The organism is Nocardia pseudovaccinii NBRC 100343 (assembly GCF_001613225.1).
GTDB classification, from domain to species: Bacteria; Actinomycetota; Actinomycetes; order Mycobacteriales; family Mycobacteriaceae; genus Nocardia; species Nocardia pseudovaccinii.
The window spans coordinates 1-26,861 of the sequence record NZ_BDBY01000343.1 but is presented as its reverse complement, the minus strand read 5'-3'; the positions used below and the strand labels follow the sequence as shown (position 1 = coordinate 26,861).

6 protein-coding genes are annotated in these 26,861 nt (G+C 66.5%); 1 reads left to right on the top strand and 5 read right to left on the bottom strand.

What is annotated here, in order from left to right; translation table 11 throughout:
- The 5 genes from NP3_RS37885 to NP3_RS49460 all read right to left on the bottom strand — a co-directional run.
- The coding region (locus NP3_RS37885) for an AMP-binding protein (protein WP_245721276.1) at positions 1-1,031 on the bottom strand (1,031 nt) is incomplete at its 3' end.
- 190 nt (positions 1,032-1,221) lie between these two features.
- Entirely contained in the window at positions 1,222-17,067 is a 15,846-nt protein-coding gene (locus NP3_RS50925; RefSeq protein WP_245721275.1) for a non-ribosomal peptide synthetase, read from the bottom strand.
- A gap of 121 nt (positions 17,068-17,188) precedes the next feature.
- Positions 17,189-24,628 (bottom strand): non-ribosomal peptide synthetase, encoded by a 7,440-nt coding sequence (locus NP3_RS37875; protein WP_063046535.1) that lies wholly within the window; start codon positions 24,626-24,628, stop codon positions 17,189-17,191.
- 260 nt (positions 24,629-24,888) lie between these two features.
- Entirely contained in the window at positions 24,889-25,050 is a 162-nt protein-coding gene (locus tag NP3_RS37870; RefSeq protein ID WP_157124820.1) for a hypothetical protein, read from the bottom strand.
- A gap of 302 nt (positions 25,051-25,352) precedes the next feature.
- Positions 25,353-25,817: a hypothetical protein gene (locus tag NP3_RS49460; protein ID WP_063046532.1), complete on the bottom strand. Its 465-nt coding sequence runs from the start codon at positions 25,815-25,817 to the stop codon at positions 25,353-25,355.
- Here NP3_RS49460 and NP3_RS37855 point away from each other — a divergent pair.
- Complete coding sequence (locus NP3_RS37855) at positions 25,747-26,802, top strand: helix-turn-helix domain-containing protein (RefSeq protein ID WP_084509529.1); 1,056 nt, start codon at positions 25,747-25,749, stop codon at positions 26,800-26,802. The genes NP3_RS49460 and NP3_RS37855 overlap by 71 nt on opposite strands.
- Positions 26,803-26,861 lie beyond the last annotated feature (59 nt).

Below are 26,861 nucleotides of genomic sequence, written 5' to 3'. Positions count from 1 at the left end.
CCGAGAGTCACCGGCTGCCACGGCACCATCGGCGCGGTGATATTGGTGGCGATGGTGGCCTCGGTCGGACCGTAGGCATCGAAGAATTCGCGCAGCAGCCCGCCCGCGATCGGTAGTACCCAGCGCCGCACCAACTGCGGTGGACAGGCCTCACCGCCGGTCACCACGACCCGCAGTTCGTCGAGTCCGGTGGGCTCCACCGAGGCCAGCGCCGCGGGGGTGACGAAGGCGTGGGTCACCCGCTCGCGCCGCAGCACCGCGGCCAGTTCCGCACCGCCGTAGACGGTCGGCGATACGACCACCATGGTGGCCGCGCCGCCCAATGCCAGCAGCAGTTCCAGTACCGACGCGTCGAAGGACGGCGAGGCGAAATGCAGTGTCCGGGCCGCGCTCGTCACCCGGTATCGGGTCCGCTGCTCATCGCAGAAGCCGGATAATCCCTGATGGGTGACCACCACGCCCTTGGGGACGCCGGTCGAGCCCGAGGTGTAGATGACATAGGCCGGATGTGCGCCGTGCAGTGGTCGCACCCGATCCTGATTGGTCACCCGATCCACCGGATACCGCTGCAGCTGTTGCGCGGTGATCGGGTCGTCGAGCATCAGCCATTCGGCGTGATCGGGCAGGCCGCGACGGACCGCGGCCACGGTCAGGCCGAAGCTCACACCGGAGTCGGTCAGCATGTGCGCGACCCGATCCGCCGGATAGTGCGGGTCCACCGGCACGAATCCGGCGCCGGTCTTGGCCACCGCCCACACCGCGAGCACCGAATCCACCGACCGCGGCACGGCCACGGCGACCAGATCCTCCGGTCCGACACCACGATCGATGAGCAGCCGGGCGAGCCGGGTCGAACGCTCATCCAACTCGGCATAGCTCAGCCCGCCGGAGGTGGCGTCGGCGTCGGCGAATACGACGGCGCGGCCGCCGGGATTCGCCTCGACGGCGGCCGCCATCAGCTGCGGCAGGGTGATGACGCGCGTCCGCTGTGTCCGTGTCCGAGCCGGCCGCACCCGAGCCTGGCGCGTCACCTGGTCACCGCTTCCTCATGCCGACGTTGTCCAACCACCCGAAACATGAAGGAGCTCACCTACCCTGTAATCCCTAAAAAGTGCTCCCCTCCCAGTGCTTGCTCAGAAGCATCGCATGGTCAGACGCCGATCGTAACCGCATTGGCAGCTTGTTCCCGTCGACGATCCACCTGCGTTCCCCGGCCGATTGCTACCGCTCAGGGGTTTCGAGCAGCTCAGCGAGCCGGGGACCGATCTCGGCCAACGCTTCGGCAGAGGTCATCAACTCGTGCGTCGACCCGATCGGGCGATCGATGATCTCATCGGAGACGAAAGGCTGCCAGTCGGCGGGGGTGCGATCTGCTCGGGCCTCGGCATCGACCGTCGCTCGGAAGAACTCGAGCGTCCCCTCGAATACCCCCGGCCGGTACTGCGACTCCAGCTCGACCGTGCGCATGGCCGTGCGGTAGATCAGCCGTAGTCGTTCGGGCGTGAGCACGTCCACGCCCTGGCCGATGGCCATCGCGTGCAGCGCTGCCACGGCCTCGTCACCGATTTCCTGCAGATTTTCCGCGGCGGGCGCAGCCGCGGCGTCCAGACCCAATTCGGTGAAGGCCTCGCGGATCTGATTCCGGAAATCGGTGAAGTCGCCGCCCGGGTACGCGTCCAGGATCGCGAGCAGTTCGACCCGCGCGCCGTCGGACTGCAGTCCGGTCGCCACCGCGTGGGCCAGTTTGCCGCCGAGCGACCAACCGAGAATCCGGTACGGGCCCTCGGGCTGGACGGCCCGGATCTCGGCGATGTAGCGACGCACGATCTCGACCAGCGAGCCCGGGTGGTAGTCGTCTTCGGTGAGCGCGGGCGTCTGGATGCCGTAGATCGGTTGGTCAGCCGGGAGGACCCGGGCCAGTCCGGCATAGGACCACGACAGTCCGGCCAGCGGGTGCACGCAGAACAGCGGCGGCCTGGTACCTGCGGCGCGGATCGGGAGGATCACGCCGAGTGCGGCCGCGGAGCCGGAGTCGACATCGTGCCCGTACTCGAGCACCGCGCTGATCTGTTTCGAAATGCCGAGCACCGTCGGCTCGGTGAAGAACCAGGCGACCTTGATCTGCGCGCCGGTCACCTTGCGCAGTCGGCTGACGACCTGGGCGGCCAGCAGCGAATTACCGCCGAGGCCGAAGAAGTCGTCGTCGATGCCGACCCGGTCGATGCCGATGACCTCGGCGAAGACAGCGGCGACGGTCGATTCGAGCGGGGTCGTCGGCGCGCGGAACTCCCGTGCCGCGAAGAGGGGATCGGGCAGGGCGCGGCGATCGAGCTTGCCGTTGGGGTTCAACGGCATGGCATCGAGGACCACGACGGCGGCCGGAACCATATAGGACGGCAGATGTTCGGCGACACGGGTCCGCAGTGCCTCGGCATCGACTGTGCCCGCGGCTACGACATAGGCGACGAGCTGATCTGAACGCACCAAGGCCACCGCTTGGGCCACCGAATCGTGTGCGGTGAGCGCGGTTTCGACCTCGCCGAGTTCGATGCGCAGGCCGCGCAGTTTGACCTGGAAGTCGGTGCGGCCGAGGTAGACGATCGAACCGTCGGCCTTGCGGATGACCAGGTCGCCGGTGCGGTACATACGGGAACCGGACGCACCGAACGGGTTGGCGACGAAGCGATCCGATGTGAGGTCGGTGCGTCCGGCGTAGCCGCGGGCCAATTGCGCACCGGCCAAGTACAACTCGCCCGCGACACCCGACGGCACCGGATGCAGCCGGGAATCCAGTACGTACGCTTGGGCATTCCACACCGGCAGGCCGATCGGCACCGCGCCCTCGATATCGGCGGCCACCGGACTGTGGGTCGCGTGGACGGCGAATTCGGTCGGCCCGTACAGGTTGTACAGCTCGGCCGAGCTGACCTTGCGGATGGCCTGCACCGCGTCGGCGGTGAGGACCTCACCGGCGACCAGCAGGGTGCGCAGGGATGCCAGCGCGGAGCCGTCGACCGCGCCCGCGAAGACGGTCAGCATCGAGGGCACGAACGAGGTCATGGTGACCCGTTCGGCCGCGATGACTTCCGCGAGGTACTGCGGGTCGCGATGACCGTCCGGGCTGGCCACGACAATCCGGCCACCGGTCGACAACGGGCCGAACAGCTCCCACACCGACACGTCGAACGTTGCCGGGGTCTTGAACAACACGACGTCATCGGCACCGATGCCGTATTCACCGGTAATCCAACGGATCTGGTTCACCACTGCGGAATGCGGCACCGCCACACCCTTCGGGCGTCCGGTCGAACCGGAGGTGAAGATGACGTACGCGGGGTTGTCCGACCGCAGTGGCGCGATCCGCTCGGTGTCGGTGACCGGCTGCTCCGAATAGCCGGACAGCTCCAGCTCATCGATCGTGATGGTAGGCAGTTCAGTCTCGAAGTCGTCGCGCGAAGTGGTCAGAACGCACACCGGTGCGGCCGACTCGAGCACATGCCCGATCCGCTCCGCGGGCTGATCGAGGTCGAGCGGCACATAACCGCCACCGGCCTCCTGCACGGCGTAGGCCGCGATCACGAAATCGACCGAACGCCGCAGACCGAGGACGACAAGCTTTTCCGGTCCGACACCGGCCTCGATCAACCGCCGCGCCAACCGGTGCACACGCGCACCGAATTCGGCATATGTCAGCGAAGTGCCGGTCCCGGGATCCACCATCGCGACCGAATCCGGCGTCGCCGCGGCCTGCCTGGCGAATTCATCCACAAGCGTCCCCACCGCACCGAGCTCACGGTTGGTGTCGTTCCACCGCCACAGCACCGACGCCCGTTCGGTATCGCTGAGCAGGTCGATATCGCCGACCGGCGCCTCCGGGCGAGCAACGATCTGCTCGAGCAGCGCAACGAACCGATCCGCGAAACCCCGAACGGTGGCGTCGTCGAAAAGGTCCCTGGCGAAGGACAACTCGGCGACCATACCGGCACGCTTGGTCGCCTCCTGAACGGTCAGCGACAGATCGAATTTCGCGGCATCGATCTCCAGATCGACCGCGCCGATCCGCAATCCGGGCAGTTCGAACGAGGTGTCCGGAAGATTCTGGAACGACAGCATGACCTGGAACAGCGGATGCCGCGCGGTCGAGCGCACCGGGTTCAACAGGTCGACCAGCCGCTCGAACGGAATATCGGCGTGCGCGAAGGCCCGCAGATCCGCATCCTTCGTATGTGCCAGCAGCGCACCGAAACTCAGTTCACCCGGCACCGCGCTGCGCAGCACGAGGGTATTGACGAACATGCCGATTACATCGTCGAGTTCGGCCTCACCGCGACCGGCGACCGGGGTCCCGATGGCAATGTCATCGGTGCCGGACAACCGCGCGAGCAAGACAGCGAGTGCGGTGTGCACAACCATGAACATGGTCGCGTTCTCGGTCCGCGCGAGTTCCCGCAGCCCACGGTGCAATTCGGTGCCGATCGCGAAGGCCACCCGGCCACCGCGGAACGACTGCGTCGCCGGACGCGGCCTATCCACAGGCAGATTCAGCTCGTCCGGAATACCGGCGAGCGTGTTGCGCCAGTAGTTCGCCTGAGCCGTGATGACGCTGTCCGGATCGGCTTCCGAACCCAGCACCGCACGCTGCCAGATGCTGAAATCGGCGTACTGCACCGGAAGTGGCGACCAAGCCGGTGACGAACCGGCCGAGCGGGATGCGTAGGCGATCATCAGATCCCGGGTCAGCGGGCCCATGGACCAGCCGTCCGCGCTGATGTGATGCGCCACCAGCACGAGCACATGCTCGTCCGGCTCGACCTGGAAGAGCTCGGCCCGCACCGGAACCTCGACTGTCACATCGAAACCAGCCGAGGCCGTGGCGATGACCCGCATGGGCAGATCGGCCGCGCTCACCCGCATCGGAGTCAGATCCGGCATCGCCTGTTCGGCGGGCACGATCAATTGCACAGGACCGTCATCGGTCTGTGGATAAACGGTGCGCAGTACCTCGTGCCGCTCGATCAGATCCGCGACGGCCAGCTCCAGCGCGACAAGATCCAGCGCACCGGTCAGGCGCACGGCGGCCGGAATATTGTTGACCGCCGAGGACGGATCGAGCTGGTTGAGGAACCACATCCGCTGCTGAGCCATCGACAGCGGAATCCGTTCCGGGCGCGGACCGGCCGTCAGCGCGCGGCGACCACCGGATCCGGCATGCTGCTCGATCTTGACCGCGAGCCCGCCCACCGTCGATGCCTCGAACAGGGTGCGCACCGGCACCCGGCCGCCGATGGCGGCACCGAGCCGGGCCACCACCTGGGTGGCGATCAGCGAATTGCCGCCGAGTGCGAAGAAATCGTCGTCGAGGCCGACTCGTTCCAAACCGAGCACATCGCCGAAGACGCCCGCCACGATTTCCTCGACCGGTGTTGCCGGGGCGCGGAATTCACGGCTGGCGAAGGTGGGTTCCGGCAAGGCCTTGCGGTCCAGCTTGCCGCTGGTATTCAGCGGCAGCGAGTCGAGCGCCACGATAGCGGCCGGAACCATATATGCCGGAAGGGTTCCCGCGATCGCGGCCAGCAGTTCGGTCTGATCGATCTGGTGCCCGGGAGCGGGCACGGCGTACGCGACCAACTGGTCGCCCAGCGTCGACGACAGCACGACGGCCACCGCCTGGCTCACCGACGCCTCGGCCAGCAGCGCGGTTTCGATCTCGCCGAGTTCGATGCGCTGGCCGCGGAATTTGACCTGGAAGTCCGTGCGGCCGATGTAGTCGAGCACACCTGTCGCGCGCCGGACGACGAGGTCACCGGTGCGGTACATGCGGGTGCCGTCGCCGAATGGGTTGGCCACGAATCGATCCGAGGTGAGATCGGGGCGGCGCACATAGCCGCGGGCGAGTTGGTCACCGGCCAGGTAAAGCTCGCCCGCCACGCCCGCAGGCACCGGATGCAGTCGCGAATCCAGCACGTATACCTGGGTATTCCACTGCGGCAGGCCGATCGGGACGCCGGGGTGGTCGTCGCCGCGTGCCTCCCAGTAGGTCACCGAGACCGCGGCCTCGGTCGGTCCGTACAGGTTGTGCACGCGGGCATCCGACATGGCGTGCACGCCGTCGACGGTTTCCGGCGGCAGCGCCTCGCCGATCACGAAGATGTCCCGCAGCGTCGGGCAGGAGCCCGCCGCTGTGTGCGCGGCGAAAACGGTGAGCATCGACGGAACGAAATCGGTGACGGTGACGCCCTGTGCGGCAATGGTTTCCGCGACATAGGCGGGGTCCCGGTGGCCGTCGTGCGTGGCGACCACCAGTTTCGCGCCCGCGCGCAGCGGTATGAAATAGCCCCACAGCGAAACATCGAAGGTCGTCGCGGTCTTCTGCAGGTACACATCGCCGACGCCGAGTGGATACTCCGCGAGCATCCACGTGGTCTGGTTGTGGATGGCCGCATGCGAAATCGCGACGCCCTTGGGACGTCCGGTCGAACCCGAGGTGAAGATGACGTAGGCCGGGTTCTCCGGACGCAGCGGGCGCAATAGTTCGTCAGCGCGCACCGGATTCGCGTCGAATCCGTCCAGTGCCAACGCATCCAGGTACAGCACCGGCGTATCACCCGGCACCGCAACCGCATCCGCGGTTGTGGTCAGCACAGCCACGGGCTGGGCCGTATCCAGAATGTGCGCGATCCGATCCGCCGGATGATCCGGATCCAGCGTCACATACGCGCCACCGGCCGTCACGATCGCGTACATCCCGACGACCAGGTCCAGCGAACGCCGAATCGCCAGGCCGACCAGGGATTCCGTGCCGACACCGCGTTCGATCAGCAGCCGGGCCAAACGGTTGACCCGCTGATCGAATTCCCGATATGTCAGCGTCGCGGAGCGACTCGATGAGGGGTGGTGGTCGGGCGACGGGTGGGCCAGCGTCGCGGAGCGACTCGATGGGGGGTGGTGGTCGGGCGACGGGTGGGCCAGCTCGGTGCCCTCGTAGCCCACAGCGATCGCATCGGGGTGGTCCGCGACCGCTCGGCGATAACTGTCGAGCAATAGTTCCGGGGCCACCGGATTGGCGGTCTGGTTCCATTCGAGCAGGATTTGCTTCTGCTCGGCGGTGGCCAGCAGGTCGAGTTCGCCGACCGGGATGCGCGGTGCGGCGATGATCCGGTCGAGCAGGCGGGTGAAGCGCTCCGCGAACCCCTCGACCGTCGCCTGATCGAAAAGGTCCCTGGCATAGACGAATTGACCGGCGATACCGGCGGGCACGCCGTTCGCATCGTAGGCGTCGCTCACGATGAGGTTCAGATCGAACTGCGCCACCTGGGTGTCGATGCCGACTCCGGAGACGGTGAGGCCGGGCAGTTCGAGGCTGGAATGCTCCAGATTCTGGAACGACAGCCCGACCTGGAACAGCGGATGCCGCGCGGTCGAGCGGACCGGGTTGAGCACCTCGACCAGCCGCTCGAACGGTATATCCGCATGGGCGAAGGCCCGGATGTCGGCCTCTCGCTGACGCGCGGTCAGCTCGGTGAAGGTCGCACCCGCGTCCACCCGGGTGCGGAACACCAGGGTGTTGACGAACATGCCGATCAGATCGTCCAGCGCGGCCACACCGCGACCGGACATCGGGGTACCGATGGCAATGTCATCGGTACCCGAGAGCCGCGCCAGCAGTACGGCCAGCGCGGTGTGCACGACCATGAACAGCGTCGCGCCCTCGGCACGCGCCAATTCGATGAGGGCACGGTGGGTTTCGGGATCGATGCGCACCTCGGCCGTACCGCCCGCGAAGGACTGCACCGCAGGGCGCGGCCGGTCCGACGGCAGATCCAGCTGTTCGGGCAGATCGGCCAGTGCCTCACGCCAGTAGGCGACCTGCTCTGCCGCCAGTGATTCCGGATCGTCCTCGCTGCCGAGCAGTTCGCGCTGCCAGATGCTGTAGTCCGCGTATTGCACTGTCAGCGGGGCCCAGCTCGGCGCAGTATCCGCCGCGCGGGCCGCATATGCCAGCATCAGGTCGCGGGTCAGCGGCGCGACCGACGAACCGTCACCGGAGATGTGGTGCACCACCATGGCGAGCACGTATTCGTGTTCGATGGCGACGTCCGCGGAGCCCTGCGCGGTTACCCGAGCTTCCGCCTCATGGCCCGTCGCTCCCGCTGCGGCGACGGCGGTGTCCACAGGACCCTGCGCGGCCACACCAGCCATTACGGCCGGACCCGCGGACCCCACCCCACCGACAACAGCCTCCCCATAGCCCCGCGCAGCAACGCCAGCCCCAACCTCTGGACCCGCCGACCCCGCTGCGGAGACGGCGGTGTCCACAAGATCCTGCGCGGCAACGCCAGCCACCACCTCCAGACCCGTCGACCCGGCCGCACCGACAACGGCCTCCCCACGGCCCTGCGCAGACACACCAGCCCCGACCTCCGGACCCGCCGCACCGGCACCGTCGAGAGCGAACAGCACGACCCGGACCGGCACCTCGCCGGTGACGTCGAAGGTCGTCGAGATCAGCTCGACCACGGCGGACTCGAGTTCGTCCGGCGCGACCTCGCGAATCTCGAGTTTCGGCACGGCCGCATCCGCGGGCAGGATCAGCTGGACCGCACCCGCATCGGTCTGCGGATAGATGGTGCGCAGGATTTCGTGCCGCTCCACCACATCCGCGACCGCTCGGCGCAGCGCCGCCACATCGAGGGTCCCGGTGAGCCGCACGGCGATCGGGATGTGGTAAGCCGTGGACTCGGTGTCGAATCGGTTGAGGAACCACATCCGCTGCTGGGCCAGTGACAGCGGAATATGGTGCGGCCGTTCACCTGCCACCAATGCCTTGCGGGCACCGGTACCGGCGAGCTGTTCGAGCTTGGCCGCGAGTTCGGCGACCGTGGATGCCTCGAAGAGCATTCGAACGGGTACCCGGGTGTCCAATGCCGCACCGAGGCGCGCGACCAATTGCGTTGCCAGCAGCGAATTTCCGCCCAGCGCGAAGAAGTCGTCGTCCAGGCCGAGATAGCGGTAGTCGTCGGTGCTGATGCGCAGCACTGCGGCGAAGGTGCTCGCCACGATCTGTTCGGTATGGGACTTCGGCGCACGGAAAGCCGCCTGCTCGAAGACCGGTTCCGGCAGCGCTTTGCGATCCAACTTGCCGACCGGGGTCAATGGGATCTCATCGAGCACGACGACCGCGGACGGCACCATATGCGGCGGCAGGCGCCGCGCCGCACGCTCGACGAGCACACTGGGCTCGATGACCCTGCCGGACACCGGCAGCACATAGGACACCAGGATCGTGACACCCGCGTCGCTCTGCCTGCCCATGGTGATCGCGAATTCCACATCGGCATGCCCACCGAGCACGGCATCGATCTCACCGAGTTCGATGCGGTAGCCACGGATCTTCACCTGGAAGTCCGAACGGCCGACGTATTCCAGTGCCCACGGTATCGACGGCAGCGCCGCATTGCCCATCCGTCGTTCGGGTTCGGCAAACCAGCGCACCACGTCACCGGTGCGGTACATCCGTGCTCCCGGCTCGCCCCACGGGTTGGCCACGAAACGCTCCGCGGAAAGCCCCCGACGGTTGTGGTACCCACGCGCCAACGCGCCGCCGGACAGATACAGCTCCCCCGCGACACCCGGAGGCACCGGGTGCAGCCGCGCATCCAGCACCAGCGCCGACATACCGTGTACCGGTGTGCCGATAGTGATCGGCGCACCCGCCCGCAGCGTCGCGTAGGAAGCGATGACCGTGGCCTCGGTCGGGCCGTAGCCGTTGTAGTACCTGCGCCCCGGCTGCCACTTACCGAGCAGCTCCGGTGTCGTCGCATCGCCGCAGACCATGAGCATTTCGAGCTGCTCGAGCCCGATCGGATCCACCGAGCTCAGCACCGCCGGGGTGATGATCGAATGCGTGACCCGCTCGCTGCGCAGCAGATCACCCAGTTCCGGACCGCCGATGATCGCCGCTGGCACGATCACCACAGTCGCGCCGACCGAAAGCGCGACAAGCCATTCCAGCACCGACACGTCGAAGCTCGGCGAACAGATATGCAGCAGCCGGTGCTCCGGCTCCAGCCGGTACAGGCCGACCGAATGGTCGACCAGGCCGCCGAGACCGGTGTGGGTCACGGCGACGCCCTTGGGGATGCCGGTAGAGCCGGAGGTGTAGATCACGTAGGCCACATGGTGCGGCCGCAACGGCATGATCCGGTCGGCGTCGGTGACCGGTGCGGCGGATCGGTCGGCGCACAGCGCGTCCGTCTCCGCATCGTCGAGCGCAAGCCATTGCACGTCGTCCGGCAACTCACCCAGATACTCCGAAGCGGTGAGACCGACGAGCGCACCCGAATCGGTCAGCATGTGCCGAACCCGATCCACCGGGTAATTCGGGTCGACCGGCACATGTGCGCCACCGGCCTTCGACACCGCCAACACGGCGGCCACCATCTGATACGAGCGCGGCAGAGCCAGCGCCACAAGGCTTTCCGGACCGACGCCGCGATCGATCAGCACTCTGGCCAACCGCGACGAGTACTCGTCGAGTTCGCGATAGCTGATCGACCTGCCCTGATAGCGGATGGCCGTACGTTCAGCACCACGACGCAGCCCGCGCATCAGCAGATCAGGCAGCAGCCCACCGGCCGTCACGTGATCCGGTTGCACCCGGGTCAGGAATTTCGTCTCGGTATCGGCCAGCAGCGGCAGATCACCCACCGGCAGCTCCGGCCTGGTGGTGATCGCCTCGAGCAGCCGTACGAACCGATCCGCGAACACCCGAACGGTGGACTCGTCGAACAGGTCACGTGCGAAGGAGAACACCGCGTACATGCCCTCGGACGAGCCCGGCAGCTCGGTGATCGCCAGCGACAGATCGAATTTCGCGGTATCGATATCGAGATCGACGGCACCGACTCGCAATTCGGGCAGCTCGAACGAGTTGTCCGGCAGGTTCTGGAACGACAGCGCCACCTGGAACAGCGGATGCCGCGCCGTGGACCGCTCCGGATTGAGCAGATCGACTAGGCGCTCGAACGGAATATCGGCATGCGCGAAGGCCTGCAGATCGGCGTCCCGCACCGCCGAAAGCAACTCCGGGAAGCTCGCGCCGCCGCGCACCGGGGTCCGCAGCACCAGCGTGTTGACGAACATGCCGATGACATCGTCCAATTCGGCCGCACCACGACCGGCTATCGGCGTGCCCACGGCGATGTCCTCGGTGCCCGACAGACGTGCCAGGAATATGGCGAGCGCGGTATGCACGACCATGAAGATCGTCGCGTTCTGTTCGCGGCCGATCTCCTGCAGCCTGCGGTGCACCCGCGGATCGACCGTGAAACCGACTGTGCCACCGGCGAACGACTGCGTCGTCGGGCGCGGCCGATCGGCGGGCAGGTTCAGCTCGTCGGGCAGCCCGGCCAGTGTCGTGCGCCAGAATTCGGCCTGCGCGGTGATCAGGCTTTCCGGATCGTCCTCGGAACCGAGCACTTCTCGTTGCCAGAGACTGAAATCCGCGTACTGCACCGGCAGCGGCTGCCAGGCGGGCGGTGTACCGGCCGCGCGCGATGCGTAGGCGAGCATGAGGTCGCGGGTCATCGGTCCCATCGACCAGCCGTCCGCGCTGATGTGATGGGCCACGAAGACGAGCACGTACTCGTTCTCAGGGGCGACCTGGAACAGTGCACCTCGCAATGGCACCTGACCGGTGACATCGAATCCGGCGGCGATGATCTCGACGACTTTCGCGTGCACCGCATCCGGCGCGACCTGTTGCGGAGTCAGATCCGGAACCGCCTGTGCCGCGGGCACGATCACCTGATGCGCGATACCGTCGCGGTCGGCCGGATAGACGGTCCGCAGCGTTTCGTGCCGCTCGACCAGATCGGCAACGGCCTGCTGCAATGCGGCGATATCGAGCGCACCCGTCAGCCGGACCGCCACCGGCAGATTGTTCACCGCCGATTCGGTGTCGAACTGGTTGAGGAACCACATCCGCTGCTGTGCCAACGACAGCGGAATCTGTTCCGGCCGTGCACCGGCCACCAGCGGCACCTCGCGACGCTGCCCCGCGCCGGGTGCGACCGCGGCGGCCAAGGCGGCAACCGTCGGCGCTTCGAAAACGGCGCGCACCGGGACACGACCGCCGATCGCGGCACCGAGCCGGGCCACCACGCGGGTCGCGACCAGCGAGTTGCCGCCGAGGTCGAAGAAGTCGTCGTCCGCACCCACGTGCTCGATGCCGAGCACATCGGCGAATACCTCGGCAACGGACCGTTCCAGTGGCGTCGACGGTTCCCGGTAGGGCCGTCCGATGAACTCCGGTGTGGGCAGGGCCTTGCGGTCGAGTTTGCCGCTCGCATTGAGCGGCAATGCATCCAGATGCACCAACGCGGACGGGACCATGTACGACGGCAGCGCGGCCCGCGCGTGGTCGAGCAAAGCATCGTCATCGATCTGCGCACCGGGAGCGGCCACCACATAGGCGACCAGTCGATCACCGGCGCTCCCCTCGACCAGCGCCACCACGGCGTGCTGCACAGCGTCCACACCGCGCAGCACGGTCTCGATCTCACCGAGTTCGACGCGCTGTCCACGCAACTTGACCTGGAAGTCACTGCGGCCCAAGTATTCCAGGGCGTGTCCGCCATCACGAGGCACCCAGCGCACCACATCGCCGGTGCGATACAGCCGCGCACCATCGGCGTGCGCGACGAACCGTTCGGCGGTCAGCGCCGGTGCGTTCACATAGCCACGCGCCAATTGCACACCGGCGACATACAACTCGCCGACCGCACCGACCGGAACCGGCCGCAACTGCCGATCGAGCACATGGACCCGAGTGTTTGCGACCGAGGCACCGATCGGAATCGCCACGCGCCCATCGGCTTCGGCGGGATAGGCGGTGACGACTGTCGCCTCCGCGGGGCCGTACCAGTTGAACAGGTCGGCATTCGGCAGGAGGGTGTCGAAGCGCGCGGCGGTCTCCCTCGATAGCGCCTCACCGGCGGCGAATACCCGGCGCAACGACGGGTAGGCCGCGGACGCACCGCCGAGGAATGCGTCGAGCATGGACGGCACGAAATGCACAGTGCTGACCGAGTATTCGTCGATCACGCGAGCCAGGTACGTGGGATCGCGATGCCCGTCCGGCTCGGCGATGACCACCGCCGCACCGGTCTGCAAGGTCCAGAACAGCTCCCACGTGGAGATATCGAAGGTGATCGGCGTCTTGTGCAACACCACATCACCGGGACCGTGCGGATAGGTCCGCTGCGCCCAACGGAATTGGTTCGCCATCTGCCGATGCGTGATCGCGACACCCTTGGGCCGACCGGTCGAGCCGGAGGTGTAGATGACGTAGGCGGTGTTGTCGGGAAGCGGTGCCGTGACGGTCGGCGGGTCACCGAAGACCGAGTCGTCGGCCGCAGGGCGAACTGGTCGCTCGAAAACGTCCATATGGACCAGCGGTGCGTCGGTCTCGGTTCGGAAGCCGGTCCCGGTCGTGGTCAACACACACACCGGAGCCGCACTGGACAGCACATATTCACTGCGCTCGGCCGGATGGTCGGGATCGATCGGCACATACGCCGCACCGGCCCGCAGCACACCATAGATTGCCACGACCATCTCGATACTGCGCCGCATCGCCACCGCCACCAGCGATTCCGAGCCGACGCCCCGACCGGCCAAGTCCGCGGCCAGCTCCCGCGAACGCGCATCGAGCTCGCGGTAGCTCAGTGTGGTATCGCCGTAGATCACCGCGGGTGCGTCCGGAGTGCGGGCGACTTGCGCGTCGAACAGCGTCGACAGCGTCGAATCATCCAGCAGCTCGGCCACTTCGGTGGCATTGACGGCGTCGAGCACGGTCCGATCGGCATCGGTCAGCGCATCGACCTCGGCGACCTTTGCGAACGGATCGGTAAGAAAGCGGCGGATCAGTGTCGAGAAGCGTTGGGCCAGTGCCTGTGCCGCCGTCTCATCGAAGACATCACGCAGGTATTTGAGGGTGACGTGCATGCGCGCGCCGGGGACGATCACCACGGTGACCGGATAGTGCGTGCCGTTCACCGCGACCGCGCCCTCGATGCTCATGCCATCGAGCGCACCCGCCGCCGCAGTCAGCGCCTGCTCGTCGACGGGGAACGATTCGAACACCACCAGGGTGTCGAAAAGCCCTTCCACGCCGACGATTTCCTGAATTTCGCTCAGGCCGACATAGTGGTGGTCCAGCAGCGCCGCCTGTTCGGACTGCAACTGCCGCAGCAATCCGGCGAGGGTGTCGTTCGCATCCAGGCGCACCCGCACCGGAATCGCATTGAGGAACAACCCGACCATGGTCTCGATGCCGTCGAGCTGCGGCGGCCGCCCGGAAACGGTGGCGCCGAAGACGACATCGTCGCGATCCACACTCCGGCCGATCAACAAACCCCAGGCCGCCTGGATGACGGTATTGACGGTGACCCCGGCATCGGCGGCCAACCGGCTCAGTGCCTTGGTGTCCGCCTCGGACAGATCGAAGCCGACTTCGCCCACGCCCGCGGCGATTTCGCGGGCCGGATCGACCGAAGCCAACGGTGTCGGCTCGGTAATTCCGGCCAGCGCCTCACGCCAAGCCTTGCGCGCGGAACTGTGGTCCTGTGCGCCGAGCCAGGCCAGATAGTCACGGTAGGAGCGGGCCCGCGGCAATTGGCTGGCATCACCACCGAGCACATAGAGCGTCAGCAGATCCTGGGTCAGCAGCGGCATCGACCAGCCGTCGATGAGAATGTGATGACTGGTGACCAGCAGGTGATAGGTACCGGCGGTCGAACGGATCAGGGTGAACCGCAGTAGCGGCGCGGTCCGCATATCGAAGTGGTCGGCCAGCTCGGCGGCCATGATCCGCCGCAACTCCGCAGTGGCGTCCGCGCGATCGGTGAGATCGACCGAACGCCAGGGCACTTCGACCTCGTCGAGCACCACCTGCACCGGATTGCCCGCCGCATCCTCGGCGAATGCCACCCGCAGATTCACATGCCGACCCACCACGGCAACCGCCGCCGCGCGTAGTCGCTCGGCATCGACATCGCCGCCGAGATCGACCATGAACTGGGTCATATACGCATCGACCGAAGACTCGGCCAATTGCGCGTGGAACAGCATGCCCGACTGCAGCGGGGTCAGCGGCCACACCTCGGCCAGCTTCGGGTATTCCCTTGCCAGCCGGTCATTATCGGCCTGCGACAGCTCGACAAGCCGACCCTGCGTGCCGGTCTCGACCAATGCCCCCTGCGTGGCGAGCGGCGCGAGGACGGCGACCGTGCGTGATTCGAAAACGTCGCGCGGCGTGAAGATCACCCCGCGCGCCCTGGCCCGCGACACCACCTGGATCGAGGTGATGCTGTCGCCGCCGAGTGCGAAGAAGTCGTCGTCGAGACCGATGCGCTCGATACCGAGGACCTCGCCGAGCACCTCCGCGATGATCTGTTCGATTTCGGTCTCCGGCGCCCGGTACTCCTTGGTCTCCAGCACCGGTGCGGGCAGTGCCCGGCGATCCAGCTTGCCGACCGGGGTCAACGGAATCGTATCGAGCACCGTAATGGCAGTCGGAACCATGTGGGCTGGCAGTGACCGTTCGGCGAAGGCGGTCAGCTCGTAGGTATCCACGACGGCGTCGCCCGCCGGGTGCACATAGGACGCGAGAATCGTTGCGCCGGTGTCGAGTTTGTGCCCGATGGTGACGACGAAGTCCACACTGTCGTGCGCGCCGAGCACCGCATCGATCTCACCGAGTTCGATGCGGAAGCCACGGATCTTGACCTGGAAATCGTTGCGGCCCAGGTATTCGATCTCACCGGCCGGGGTCCAGCGCACCACGTCACCGGTGGCGTAGAGCCGAGAACCGCTGGGATCGAACGGATTCGCCACGAAGCGCGATGCGGTCAGCGCGGGCCGATCGTGGTAGCCACGCGCCACCTGCGGACCCGAGATGTACAGTTCGCCGACCACACCGCTGGGCACCTGATTCAGCCGGTCGTCGAGGACGTATTCGGTAATGGCACGGATCGGGCCGCCGATGGTCACCACCGCACCGGGTGTCATCGGCGAGCTGATATTGGTCATGATCGTGGTCTCGGTCGGCCCGTAACCGTTGAAGAACTCACGTGTGCGGCCATCGGCGATCGGTAAAACCCAGCGCCGCACCAGATCCGGCGGACAGGCCTCACCACCGGCGACGACGACCCGGAAATCGTCGAGCCCCGCCGGATCGACCGAGGCGAGCGCGGCCGGGGTGATGAACGCGTGCGTCACCCGTTCCCGGCGCAGCAGTGTCGCCAGCTCGTCGCCACCGTAGATATTCGGCGCGACGACCACCATGGTCGCCGCACCACCGAGTGCGAGCAGCAGCTCGAGCACCGACGCGTCGAAGGACGGCGACGCGAAATGCAGTGTGCGCGACTGGTTCGTGACGCGATACCGCTCGCGCTGTTCATCGCAGAAGCTGGAGATTCCGGCCTGCGTGACGACGACGCCCTTCGGCTTGCCGGTGGAGCCGGAGGTGTAGATGACATAGGCCGGGTGCTCCGCACGCACCGCGCGGACACGGTCCGCATTGGTGATGGCCTCGCCCGCGTATTCCGCCAGGCGCAAGGCGAATTCGGGCGCATCGATGACCAGCCACTCGACCCGATCCGGGAGCTCCACCGCCACCTCGGTGACCGCGAGCCCGAGCACCGCACCGGAATCGGTCACCATGTGCACGACGCGCTCCGCCGGGTAATTGGGGTCGACCGGCACGAATCCGGCACCGGTCTTGGCCACCGCCCAGACCGCGATCACCGACTCCAGCGACCGCGGAATACCAACGGCGACAAGATCTTCCGGACCGACACCGCGTTCGATCAGCAACCGGGCCAACCGGGTCGACCGATCGTCTAGTTCGGCGTAGCCGAGCTGCCCCAGGGTCGCGTCGGCATCGGCGAAGACGACGGCGATACCGTCCGGATTCGCCTCGACCGCGGCGCCCATCAGCCGCGGCAGCGTGGTAACCCGCGACTGACGGGTCCGGACCGGACGGTTTCGGGCTGGCCGGGTCACGCGAACGACCCCCCTCCGATATCGCGCGGCCGCGCCCGATCCTGTCCCCCCGACCGGTATCCCGGCATAGGAACTTCCTCCCCTCGCTCATCGTCACTACCCGGATCTCCCGGGTGGAAGATCAGCTCGGGTCCTGGACGCCCAATAGCGCACCGAGGTCGACCACAACCGGGACGGCCCCGAATTCCGGCGCGGACGCGCCGTCATCCAGCACCACCGCGTGCAGATCCTCCAGCCCCGTCACCTCGACCGGCCCGAGTCCGGCCCGATCGATGAACAGGTGTGTAACCCATTCGTCGGCCAACAGTGCCGAAAGCGTTACGTTATCCAGGTCACCGGCGGTCACCACTACCGACGCGCCGTTCTCACCGGCCGCGACAACTTCCAATAGCGCCGCCGCCGAATCAGCGCGGCCGTACCGGAACAGCCGGGACTCGAAAGTGAGCTCGGTGCGCGCCCGCAGCCGCTTGGTCGCGACGGCAACATCGTTGTAGGACAACGTAACCGCGGCCACGAAGGCCGGATCCTCACCGCGCAGCGCCTGCGTCCGGTTGGCATAGGTCACCGGTCGCGGCGATTCGGCGGCGATCTCGGCCAGCACGTCTGGATCGTCGAGTGCCAGCCAGTCGACGCTGCTGTCGGCAGGCCATGCGCCGGTGGTAATTCCGACCTTGACCTGCAGGCCGACGGGCAGTGGTCCGTCGAGGGCGGTCACCGGGGTCAATGCGGCACCGGCTTTGAGCACGGCCCAGGTGGCGACCACCGCGTCCACCCCGCGATCCAGCCGGATCGCGACACCGGTGCGCGGACCGCAGCCGCGGCCGATCAGCACCCGAGCCAGTCGCGAGGACCGCGCGTCGAGATCCTGGAAGGACACCGCGTCCTCGCCGAAAACCACAGCGGGCCCGTCCGGATCTTCTTCCACCGCGGCGGCCAGTGCCTGGGTCAGCGCCGCACCGCTGGTGACCGGTACGCCGTCGGCGGCAGGTTCCAGCGCCGTTTCCGGCGCGGCCAGCGTGCGATCGCGTTCGGCGGCATCGAGAATATCGATATCGCCCACGCTGACCTGCGGGTCCGCGACGACGGCGGTGCAGATCCTGGTCAGCCTGCGGCCGAATGCCTGCACCGTCGGCGCATCGAAAAGGTCTGTGGCGTAATTGAATACCGCGACCAACTCGCCGGGCGCGCCGTCCGCGCCGTGCCGTGGCTCGACGGTCAACTGCAGATCGAACTTCGCCGCGACCGCACCGGTATCCAGTGCCGCGACCGTCAGCCCCGGCAGTTCCAGCTTCGGCTGCTCGAGATTGTCGAAGGACAGCACCACCTGGAACAGTGGGTTGTGCGAGGTCGCGCGGTTCGGCAGCACCACCTCGACCACCCGCTCGAACGGGATATCGGCATTGCCGAAGGCCGAAAGATCAGTCTCGCGAACAAGTTCGACCAGCGCGTCGAAGGTCGTCCCCGATTCGGTCCTGGTGCGCAGCGCCAGGGTATTGACGAACATGCCGACCAGATCGTCGAGCGCGCGCTCACCGCGGCCCGCGATGGGGGTGCCGATCGTGATATCGGAACTGCCCGACAGCCGCGCAAGCAGCACCGCGAGCACCGCATGCACGACCATGAACAGCGACGAATTGTGTTCCCGGGCAATGCGAATCAGTCCGGTATGCACCTCGGGCGAGAGCGTGAAGGCCGTCGAAGCACCGCGCATGGACGGCACCGGAGGGCGTGGGCGGTCCAGCGGCAGCTCGATCGCGCCGGACAGTCCGGCCAATTGGTCGCGCCAGTAGGCCAATTGCTGTGCGGCGACGGAGTCCTCGTCGTCATCGGTCCCGATGACCTCGCGCTGCCAGATCGCGAAGTCGGCGTACTGCACCTCGAGCGGCGTCCAGGTCGGGACATCGCCCGCACAGCGCGCGGCGTAGGCGAGCATGAGGTCGCGGGCCAGCGGGGCCATCGAGGCGCCGTCTGCCGAAATGTGGTGCACCACCATGGCGAGCAGGTGACGGTCCTGGCCAATTTGATCGGCACTGGCGCCGCGCAGCAGCACACCGCGCACCGGAACCTCGCGGGTCACATCGAATCCGGTCGACATCAGCTCGGTGATGCGGACGATCGGGTCGGCGTTCGACTCGACAGCGAGCCCGCCCGGCCAGGCCTCGGCGACCGGCAGGATCTCCTGGTACGGCAGCCCGCCCGGCCCCGTCGACGGGTAGCGGGTGCGCAGCGCCTCGTGCCGCTCGAGCACATCGGCGACCGCATCGCGCAGCGCCTGCACATCGAGCGCACCGGTCAGGCCGATGCCGAGCGGGATGTTGTAGGCCGCCGAGCGGGTATCGAACTGATTGAGCACCCACATGCGCTGCTGCGCCAGCGACAGCGGCACCCGCTCCGAGCGCACCGCCGCGACCAGCGGGGCACGAGTTCCGGTCGAGGAACCGGGCACGATCCGCGCGGCCAGTGCCGAGACGGTCGATGCCTCGAAGAGTTCGCGCACCGAGACATTCGCGTCCAACGCCTCGTTGATCCGGCTGACCGCCCTGGTGGCCAGCAGCGAGTTACCGCCGAGGCCGAAGAAATCGTCGTCCAGGCCGACATCGCGCACACCGAGCAGTCCGGCGAATACCCCGGCGACGGCCTGCTCGATGGGGGTCTGCGGGGCGCGGTAGGTGGCGCTGCTGACGAATTCCGGTGCGGGCAGCGCCTTTCGGTCCAGCTTGCCGTTGGGCGTCAGCGGCAGCGCGTCGAGTACGACGATCGCGTCCGGAACCATGTAGCTGGTAAGGAAATCGGCGACCGCATTGCGCAGCTCCGCACCCACTACCTGCGAATCCGCCTCGGCCACAACGTATCCGACCAGGCGATCACCGGCATGCTCGTCGGAGCGCACCAGTACGACCGCCTGGCTGACCGCGCTCTGGGCAAGCAGCGCCGCTTCGATCTCACCGAGTTCGATGCGGAAGCCGCGCAGCTGCACCTGCTGGTCACTGCGCCCGGCGTATTCGAGATTCGCGTGGCCCGCGAAACCGGCCCAGCGACCGAGGTCGCCACTGCGGTACATGCGAGATCCCGGGGCACCGAACGGATTCGCCACGAAACGGGTCGCGGCCAACCCGGGCCGACCGAGGTAGCCGCGGGACAACTGCCCACCGCTGACATAGATTTCGCCCGCCACTCCGACCGGAGCCGGATGCAGCCGGTCGTCGAGCACATAGCTCTCCAGGCCGGGCAATGCACGTCCGATCGCACTGGCCGGATTCTCGGCGAGCTGCTCATCCAGCGCCAGGAACGACACGTGCACCGTGGTCTCGGTGATGCCGTACATATTGACCAGCCACGGCGCATCGAAGGCGTGCCGCTCGTACCAGCGCCGCAACTGACGCAGATCCAGTGCCTCACCGCCGAATACGACATAGCGCAGCGCGAATTTGCCCTGGTCTCCGGCATGCGAGGCGCGATCGGCCTCGGCAAGTTGATAGAACGCCGACGGCGTCTGGTTCAGCACCGTGACCTGTTCGCGAATCAGCAAGTCGCGGAACTGTTCCGGCGAACGCGAGGTCAGATAGTCGACGACGACAACGGTGCCGCCATTGGCCAGTGCGCACCACAGTTCCCACACCGAGAAGTCGAAGGCGTAGGAGTGGAACAGCGTCCACACATCGGTATCGTCGAATTCGAACATCAACTGGGTGTTGGCGAACAGCTCCACCACATTGCGGTGCGCGACGCCGACGCCCTTCGGGACGCCCGTGGAGCCCGAGGTGTAGATGACGTAGGCCAGGTTGTCCGGACGCAGCCGGGACGTGCGCTCGATATCGGTGATCGGCGATTCGCCGAAGCCCGCCGTCTCATCCAGCAGCACCAGCGGAATATCCGTCGCCGGAATTTCGCCCAGCAGATCGAATGTGGTCAGCACACAGGTCGGCTGCGCGTCGGTGAGCATGAACTCGAGCCGCTGCGCCGGGTAGGTGGTGTCGATCGGCAGATACGCCGCACCCGCGGTGAGCACGCCCAGCAGGGCGGCGGGCAACTGCTCGGACCGCCCGATGGCAACGGCGACCAGTGCTTCCGGCCCCGCACCGCGCGCCATCAGCGCCCGTGCCACCTGGTTCGCGCGCCGCTGCAGTTCACCGAAACTCAGTGCGGTATCACCGAATCGGACGGCGATCGCATCCGGACGGCGGCGTGCCTGCGCCTGGATGAGATCGAGCAGCGTCACATCGGGCACCGTCGCCCCGGCCGAATTCCATTCGTGCAGTACCAGTTCGCGCTCGCCGGGGGCGAGCAGATCGATATCGCCCAGCACCGCATGGGAATCGGCGGATACCGCGGACAGCACCCGCAGGAAGCGATCGGCGAAGTCCCGCACGGTGGCGGCGTCGAAGAGATCGGTGGCGTAGGTGAAGGTCGCCGACATGCCCCGCGCGGCTGTATCCGATTCGCGGCGCTCCCGGTGCCCTCCGTGGTTACGCTCCGCTGCCGCCTCCGGTCCCGTCGATCGCGCCGCAACGTTTTCCGCGATCTCGAGCTGCAGATCGAACTTGGCCAGCGACACCCCGTGATCCACACCCGCGACCGTCAGGCCCGGTAGCTCCAGTTCGGTGCGCGCCAGATTCTGGAAGACCAGCATCACCTGGAACAGCGGATGCCGCGCGGCCGAACGCGCCGGATCGAGCAGCTCGACCAGCCGCTCGAACGGCACGTCCGCGTGTCCGAAGGCCTCGATATCGACCTTGCGCACCGTTCGCAGCAGATCGTCGAAGGTCGTGCCGGGGTCGATCTCGGTCCGCAACACCAGGGTGTTGACGAACATGCCGATCAGATCGTCCAGCGCCGCCTCACCGCGACCGGCAACCGGGGTGCCGACCGCGATATCGCGGGTGCCCGACAGCCGGGCGAGCAGTACCGCGAGCGCGGCGTGCACGACCATGAACAGCGTCGAATTGTGCTCGTGTGCAAGATCATTGAGTCGCGTGTGAATCGCGGCGTCGATGTCGAACGTGACGACGGCGCCGTCGTGGGATGACGCGGCAGGCCGCGGCCGATCCGCGGGCAGATCCAATTGATCCGGCAGCGCGGCCAATTCGTTGCGCCAGAATTCGATCTGCTGCGCGAAGACCGATTCCGGGTCGTCCTCGCTGCCGAGGGTGGCGCGCTGCCAGATGGTGTAGTCGGCGTATTGCACCGTCAGCGGCGGCCATTCGGGCCGTCCGCCGCGCAGGCGATCGGAGTACGCCGCCACCAGATCGCGGGCCAGCGGACCGAGCGAGAAACCGTCGCCCGCGATGTGGTGCACCACGCACACCAGCACGTACTCGGATTCGCCGAGCTGGAACAGCCGCAGCCGCACCGGCGGCGCGACCGTCACATCGAATCCGGCCAGCACCTCGGCGCTGATCAGCTCCGGAAGTTCTTGTGCTGCCGCGTCGGTGAGTGGAAGTTCCGGCACCGCGCGCACATCGGTTACGGGCAGGACGACCTGGAATCCCTCACCATCGATGTCCGGATAGATGGTGCGCAGCACCTCGTGCCGCTCGGTCAGATCGCGCGCCGCCGCACGCAGTGCGTCGACATCCAGGCGCCCGGACAACCGCACCGTCAGCGGAATGTTGTTGACCGCACCGGCCGTATCGAAACGGTTCAGGAACCACATCCGCTGCTGCGCGTACGACAGCGGAATCCGATCGGGACGGGTCTGCGCGGTGAGCGCCCGGCCGTCGGCCGAACCCGCGTGCTGCTCGACCCGTTCGGCCAGTACCGATACCGTCGAGGCCTCGAAGATCAGCTGCACCGGAACCCGGATACCGAGCGCGAAACCGATGCGTGCGGCGGCCTGGGTGGCCAGCAGCGAATTGCCGCCGAGTTCGAAGAAGTCGTCGTCGACACCGACGCGTGCGTCCGTGCTGCCACCGTGCAGCACCGCCGCGAATACATCGGCGATGATCTCCTCGACCGGTGTCGCCGGGGCACGGAACTGACGTGCGGCGAAGACCGGTTCGGGCAGCGCCGCCCGGTCCAGCTTCCCGACCGGGGTCAGCGGAATCTCGTCCAACACCATGATCGCGGCCGGAATCATGTAGTCCGGCAACGATTCTCCGATATGCGCTGCCAGCTCTCCGGTATCGAGGGTGGCACCGTCTCGCGGCAGCACATACGCCACCAGCGCGGTGGTACCCGAGGGCAGCGTCTTGCCGAGCGTGGCCGCGAAGTCGACATCCGGATGTGCGGTGAGCGCGTTATCGATCTCGCCGAGTTCGATCCGCAGACCGCGGATCTTGACCTGGAAATCGGATCGTCCGAGATACTCCAGTGCACCGGTTTCGTTGCGCCGCACCAGATCTCCGGTGCGGTAGAGGCGCGTCCCCGGGTTATCGACCTCCGCGCCGAACGGGCTGGCCACGAACCGCTCCGCGGTCAGCTCCGGTCGACCGAGATAGCCCTGCGCGAGCACCGCACCCGAGACGTAGAGCTCACCGACGACCCCGGCGGGCACCGGCCGCAACCGCGCGTCGAGAATGAAGGCGCCGACACCCGCGATGGCGGAACCGATGGTGACCGGCTCACCGGACTGAAGCGCCTCGGTGCTGGTGACCATGACGGTCGCCTCGCTGGGCCCATAAGCATTGAATACCGAGCGGCCGCTATCCGCCCACCGCGCCACCAATTCCGCGGGAAGCCGATCACCACCGGCCACTACGACCTGCAGGTCATCGAGATCAGCGGTATCCAGCGATTCCAGCGCGCCCGGGGTGATCAGCAAATGGGTGACCTGCTCTCGGCGCAGCAGATCCGCGAGTTCGACGCCGCCGAATACCGTCGGCGGCGCGATGACCAGCGTCGCGCCCACCGAGAAGGTGAACAGCGTCTCCATCATCGAGAAGTCGAAACTGGGCGAGCTGAGATGGGAGACGCAGGAATCCGCGTCGATCAGATAGTGCTCGCCGATCGCCGCCAACCCGGCCAGACCGCTGTGGGTGACCGCGACACCCTTCGGCTTACCGGTGGAACCCGAGGTGTAGATGACATAGGCCGGATGGTTTTCATTGACCGCCCGCACTCGATCGGCATAGGAGACGGGATGATCGGGCCGGGCGGCGATGCGCTCCGACAGCACCGGATCGTCCAATTCGATCCAATAGGCCGAGGTCCCGAGCTTGGCGCGATGCGCCGAGGTGGTCAGACCGTGTGCGGCACCCGAGTCGGTCACGATGTGCTCGATCCGATCCGCCGGATAGTTCGGATCGACCGGTACATAGGCCGCCCCGGTCTTCGCGATCGCCCACAGCGCGACGATCGATTCGACCGAACGGGTAATGCCCATGGCCACGAAATCGCCCGCGCCGATCCCACGATTGATCAACTCGCGCGCGACCCGCGAGGAGGCGGCATCCAATTCGCGATAGGTGAGTTCACGCTGGTCAGCCGGGTTACCGGTCGGGTTGAAGCGAATTGCGACAGAGGTGGCGGCGGACTCTACTGCGGCAGTGAGCAGCTGGGCCAGCAGCGGGCTTCCCGACCTGCGGCGGCGACTACCTCGGGCGGAACGACGAGCAGTTTCCATTCGGGTGTAATCACCTCTCGGGTCGAGCTGAGACCTGCCCCCGACCCCGCGAAAGGGCATCGTTGCGCCGGGGGCCAAACCAGTCCGAGTCATCATATAAGCGTTGCCACATGCACTGAAGCGCCTCCGCCTCAGACGGCGCAGACGCGACAGCTATGTATCGGTCTCAGACGGTAGATGTTGCGACGCGCCCCGGCTCAGTGAACTACGTCACATAGCAGATGCGCATCTCCAGCCCGGATTCCGCATTGCTGCTGACCTCATTCGTCGAGCCACCGCTCGATCTGGTCGAGGTCCGCGGCCGAATAGGTAGTCGCGCCGTCTTCGGCGTCGAGCAGCATCCAGTCATAGGGCACCCCGGAAGCACGTTCGAGCCGATAGCCCGCCCGTCCGGCTCGTGCCGTGAGCTGCCGAATCCGCATCGCCGTCGGCTCGGTCGGTACCGGCCGAAGCCGCCTGTTTTCATCCACTAGACGAACCGCCCTCGTGAATTTCTCCGGGGCGGAGTGAATTCCGCCCAGTATTCGTGCCGAATCGCATCCCACAACCGCGAAAGCTCCGGAAATCGCTCTCGCATCTGCGCTAGATCCGGGGCCGAGGCAGCGGTACACAAAAGCAAGGGTTTCTCGGAACCATTGCGTACCAACATCATCCGAATCTGGTGGTGGTCGATCCGCCACTCGGCCAGCCAGCCGTCTACTTCGGTGCGATGCACGCCCATGCCCTACCCATTCGGATCGAATGCCAGGGACTCGAGCTTGTCCAGCACCTCCCGTAGCGTCCCCGGCGAATGCCCGCTCGGCAGAAGCGCGTCGCTCTCTGACGCTCTCGGGTAATCGATCCCCCTGGCGGCGGCGCGTTCACGCGGGCTCATCGATTGCGGGACCAACCGTCCGGCGAGCACAAGTGTCTGATACGCCGCCGATTTCCACACGCACCGGTTGATACGGCACGCGCAATGCCGTTGCCAAAGCCCATGCGCCAACGTCACGTCCACGGCATCGCACAGCGGCGGCACGGTGACGAGTACTGTGCGCGATTGCTTCGCACCGTTCGGGGTCCGAATATCTTCGTAGCCAGGGCGTTTCGCGACATTGCGGCTTCCGTGTTGCTCGACCATGTGGTTATGTTGCTCCCGCCACGCGGCGTCAGCAGGGCCGAAACGGATAGTCCGATCAAAGTTGGCCATCCCCCCAGAATCTCGACCGGTCAACAGATCGAATAAGTCCGAACCGGACCGCAACCTGGGCCGTTTCGGACCAAGCAGGGGAAGGGGAGTCATGGCAAGGGAGGATCAACCGGATTCGACGCTGCCGCGTCGACAACTGGGTCGCGCGCTTCGAGAGGCCCGCGAGGGAGCCGGGTTCACACTCGAGCAAGCGGCACGTGAGATGGAGATAGGCAAGACCTCGGTCATACGGGTTGAAAAGGGGCACAACGACAAGATCAAACTGCGCGACGTCGAGGGATACGGGCGCATCTACGGCCTCGATGAGCGACAGATCGAGGAACTGAAATCCCTTGCGCAGGAAACGGCTACGAAGTCTTGGTGGCAAGGGTTGCGCCATTTGATGCGGTCCGGAGTCAGCACATACCTGGGGCTCGAATCCGGGGCGTCACAGCTGACCTTCTTTCAACCAATGATCGTTCCCGGACTGTTCCAGCTGGCCGACTACGCCAGGGCAATCGAACGACCGTTTCTATCTGGTGACACAGCAGAAGATGTCGAACGGCGAGTCGAAGTGCGATTACGACGAGCCGCGATACTGACCCGGCAGCACAACCCGATAGTCGCTGAATTCATTCTGCATGAGTGCGTTCTGCATACAGTCGTCGGCTCACGCGCAGTCATGGCTGCGCAATTGAGGCATATCGCCGATATGAGCACCCGACCGAATATCTCGGTGCGAATACTGCCGTTCGCAGCCGGGTTTCCGGGCAACATGGCTCCGGTTCTGCCGTATATCATTCTCGATTTCCCGCCAGACAGTCGAAGTTTCGGGACGGAACCTCCGGTCGTCTACACCGAACACACACTCGGAGCAATGTTCCTCGAGGACCCCGCCGACGTGAAGCAATGCCGTGAGATTCACGACGACATCCGGCGTGCCACACTGGACGAGCAAGCATCGAGGGACCTGCTCAGGCAGGTGGCAAGGAGATACGACCCGTGACCATGGACGTGACCAGCGCACAATGGTTCAAGTCATCACACAGTGGTACGGCTACCGAG

Excerpts from the sequence above, each read along its gene's own strand:
- NP3_RS37875 (WP_063046535.1), bottom strand. The coding sequence starts at position 24,628 with ATGGAAACTGCTCGTCGTTCCGCCCGAGGTAGTCGCCGCCGCAGGTCG.
- NP3_RS37870 (WP_157124820.1), bottom strand. The coding sequence starts at position 25,050 with ATGCGGATTCGGCAGCTCACGGCACGAGCCGGACGGGCGGGCTATCGG.
- NP3_RS37855 (WP_084509529.1), top strand. The coding sequence starts at position 25,747 with ATGTGGTTATGTTGCTCCCGCCACGCGGCGTCAGCAGGGCCGAAACGG.
- NP3_RS49460 (WP_063046532.1), bottom strand. The coding sequence starts at position 25,817 with ATGGCCAACTTTGATCGGACTATCCGTTTCGGCCCTGCTGACGCCGCG.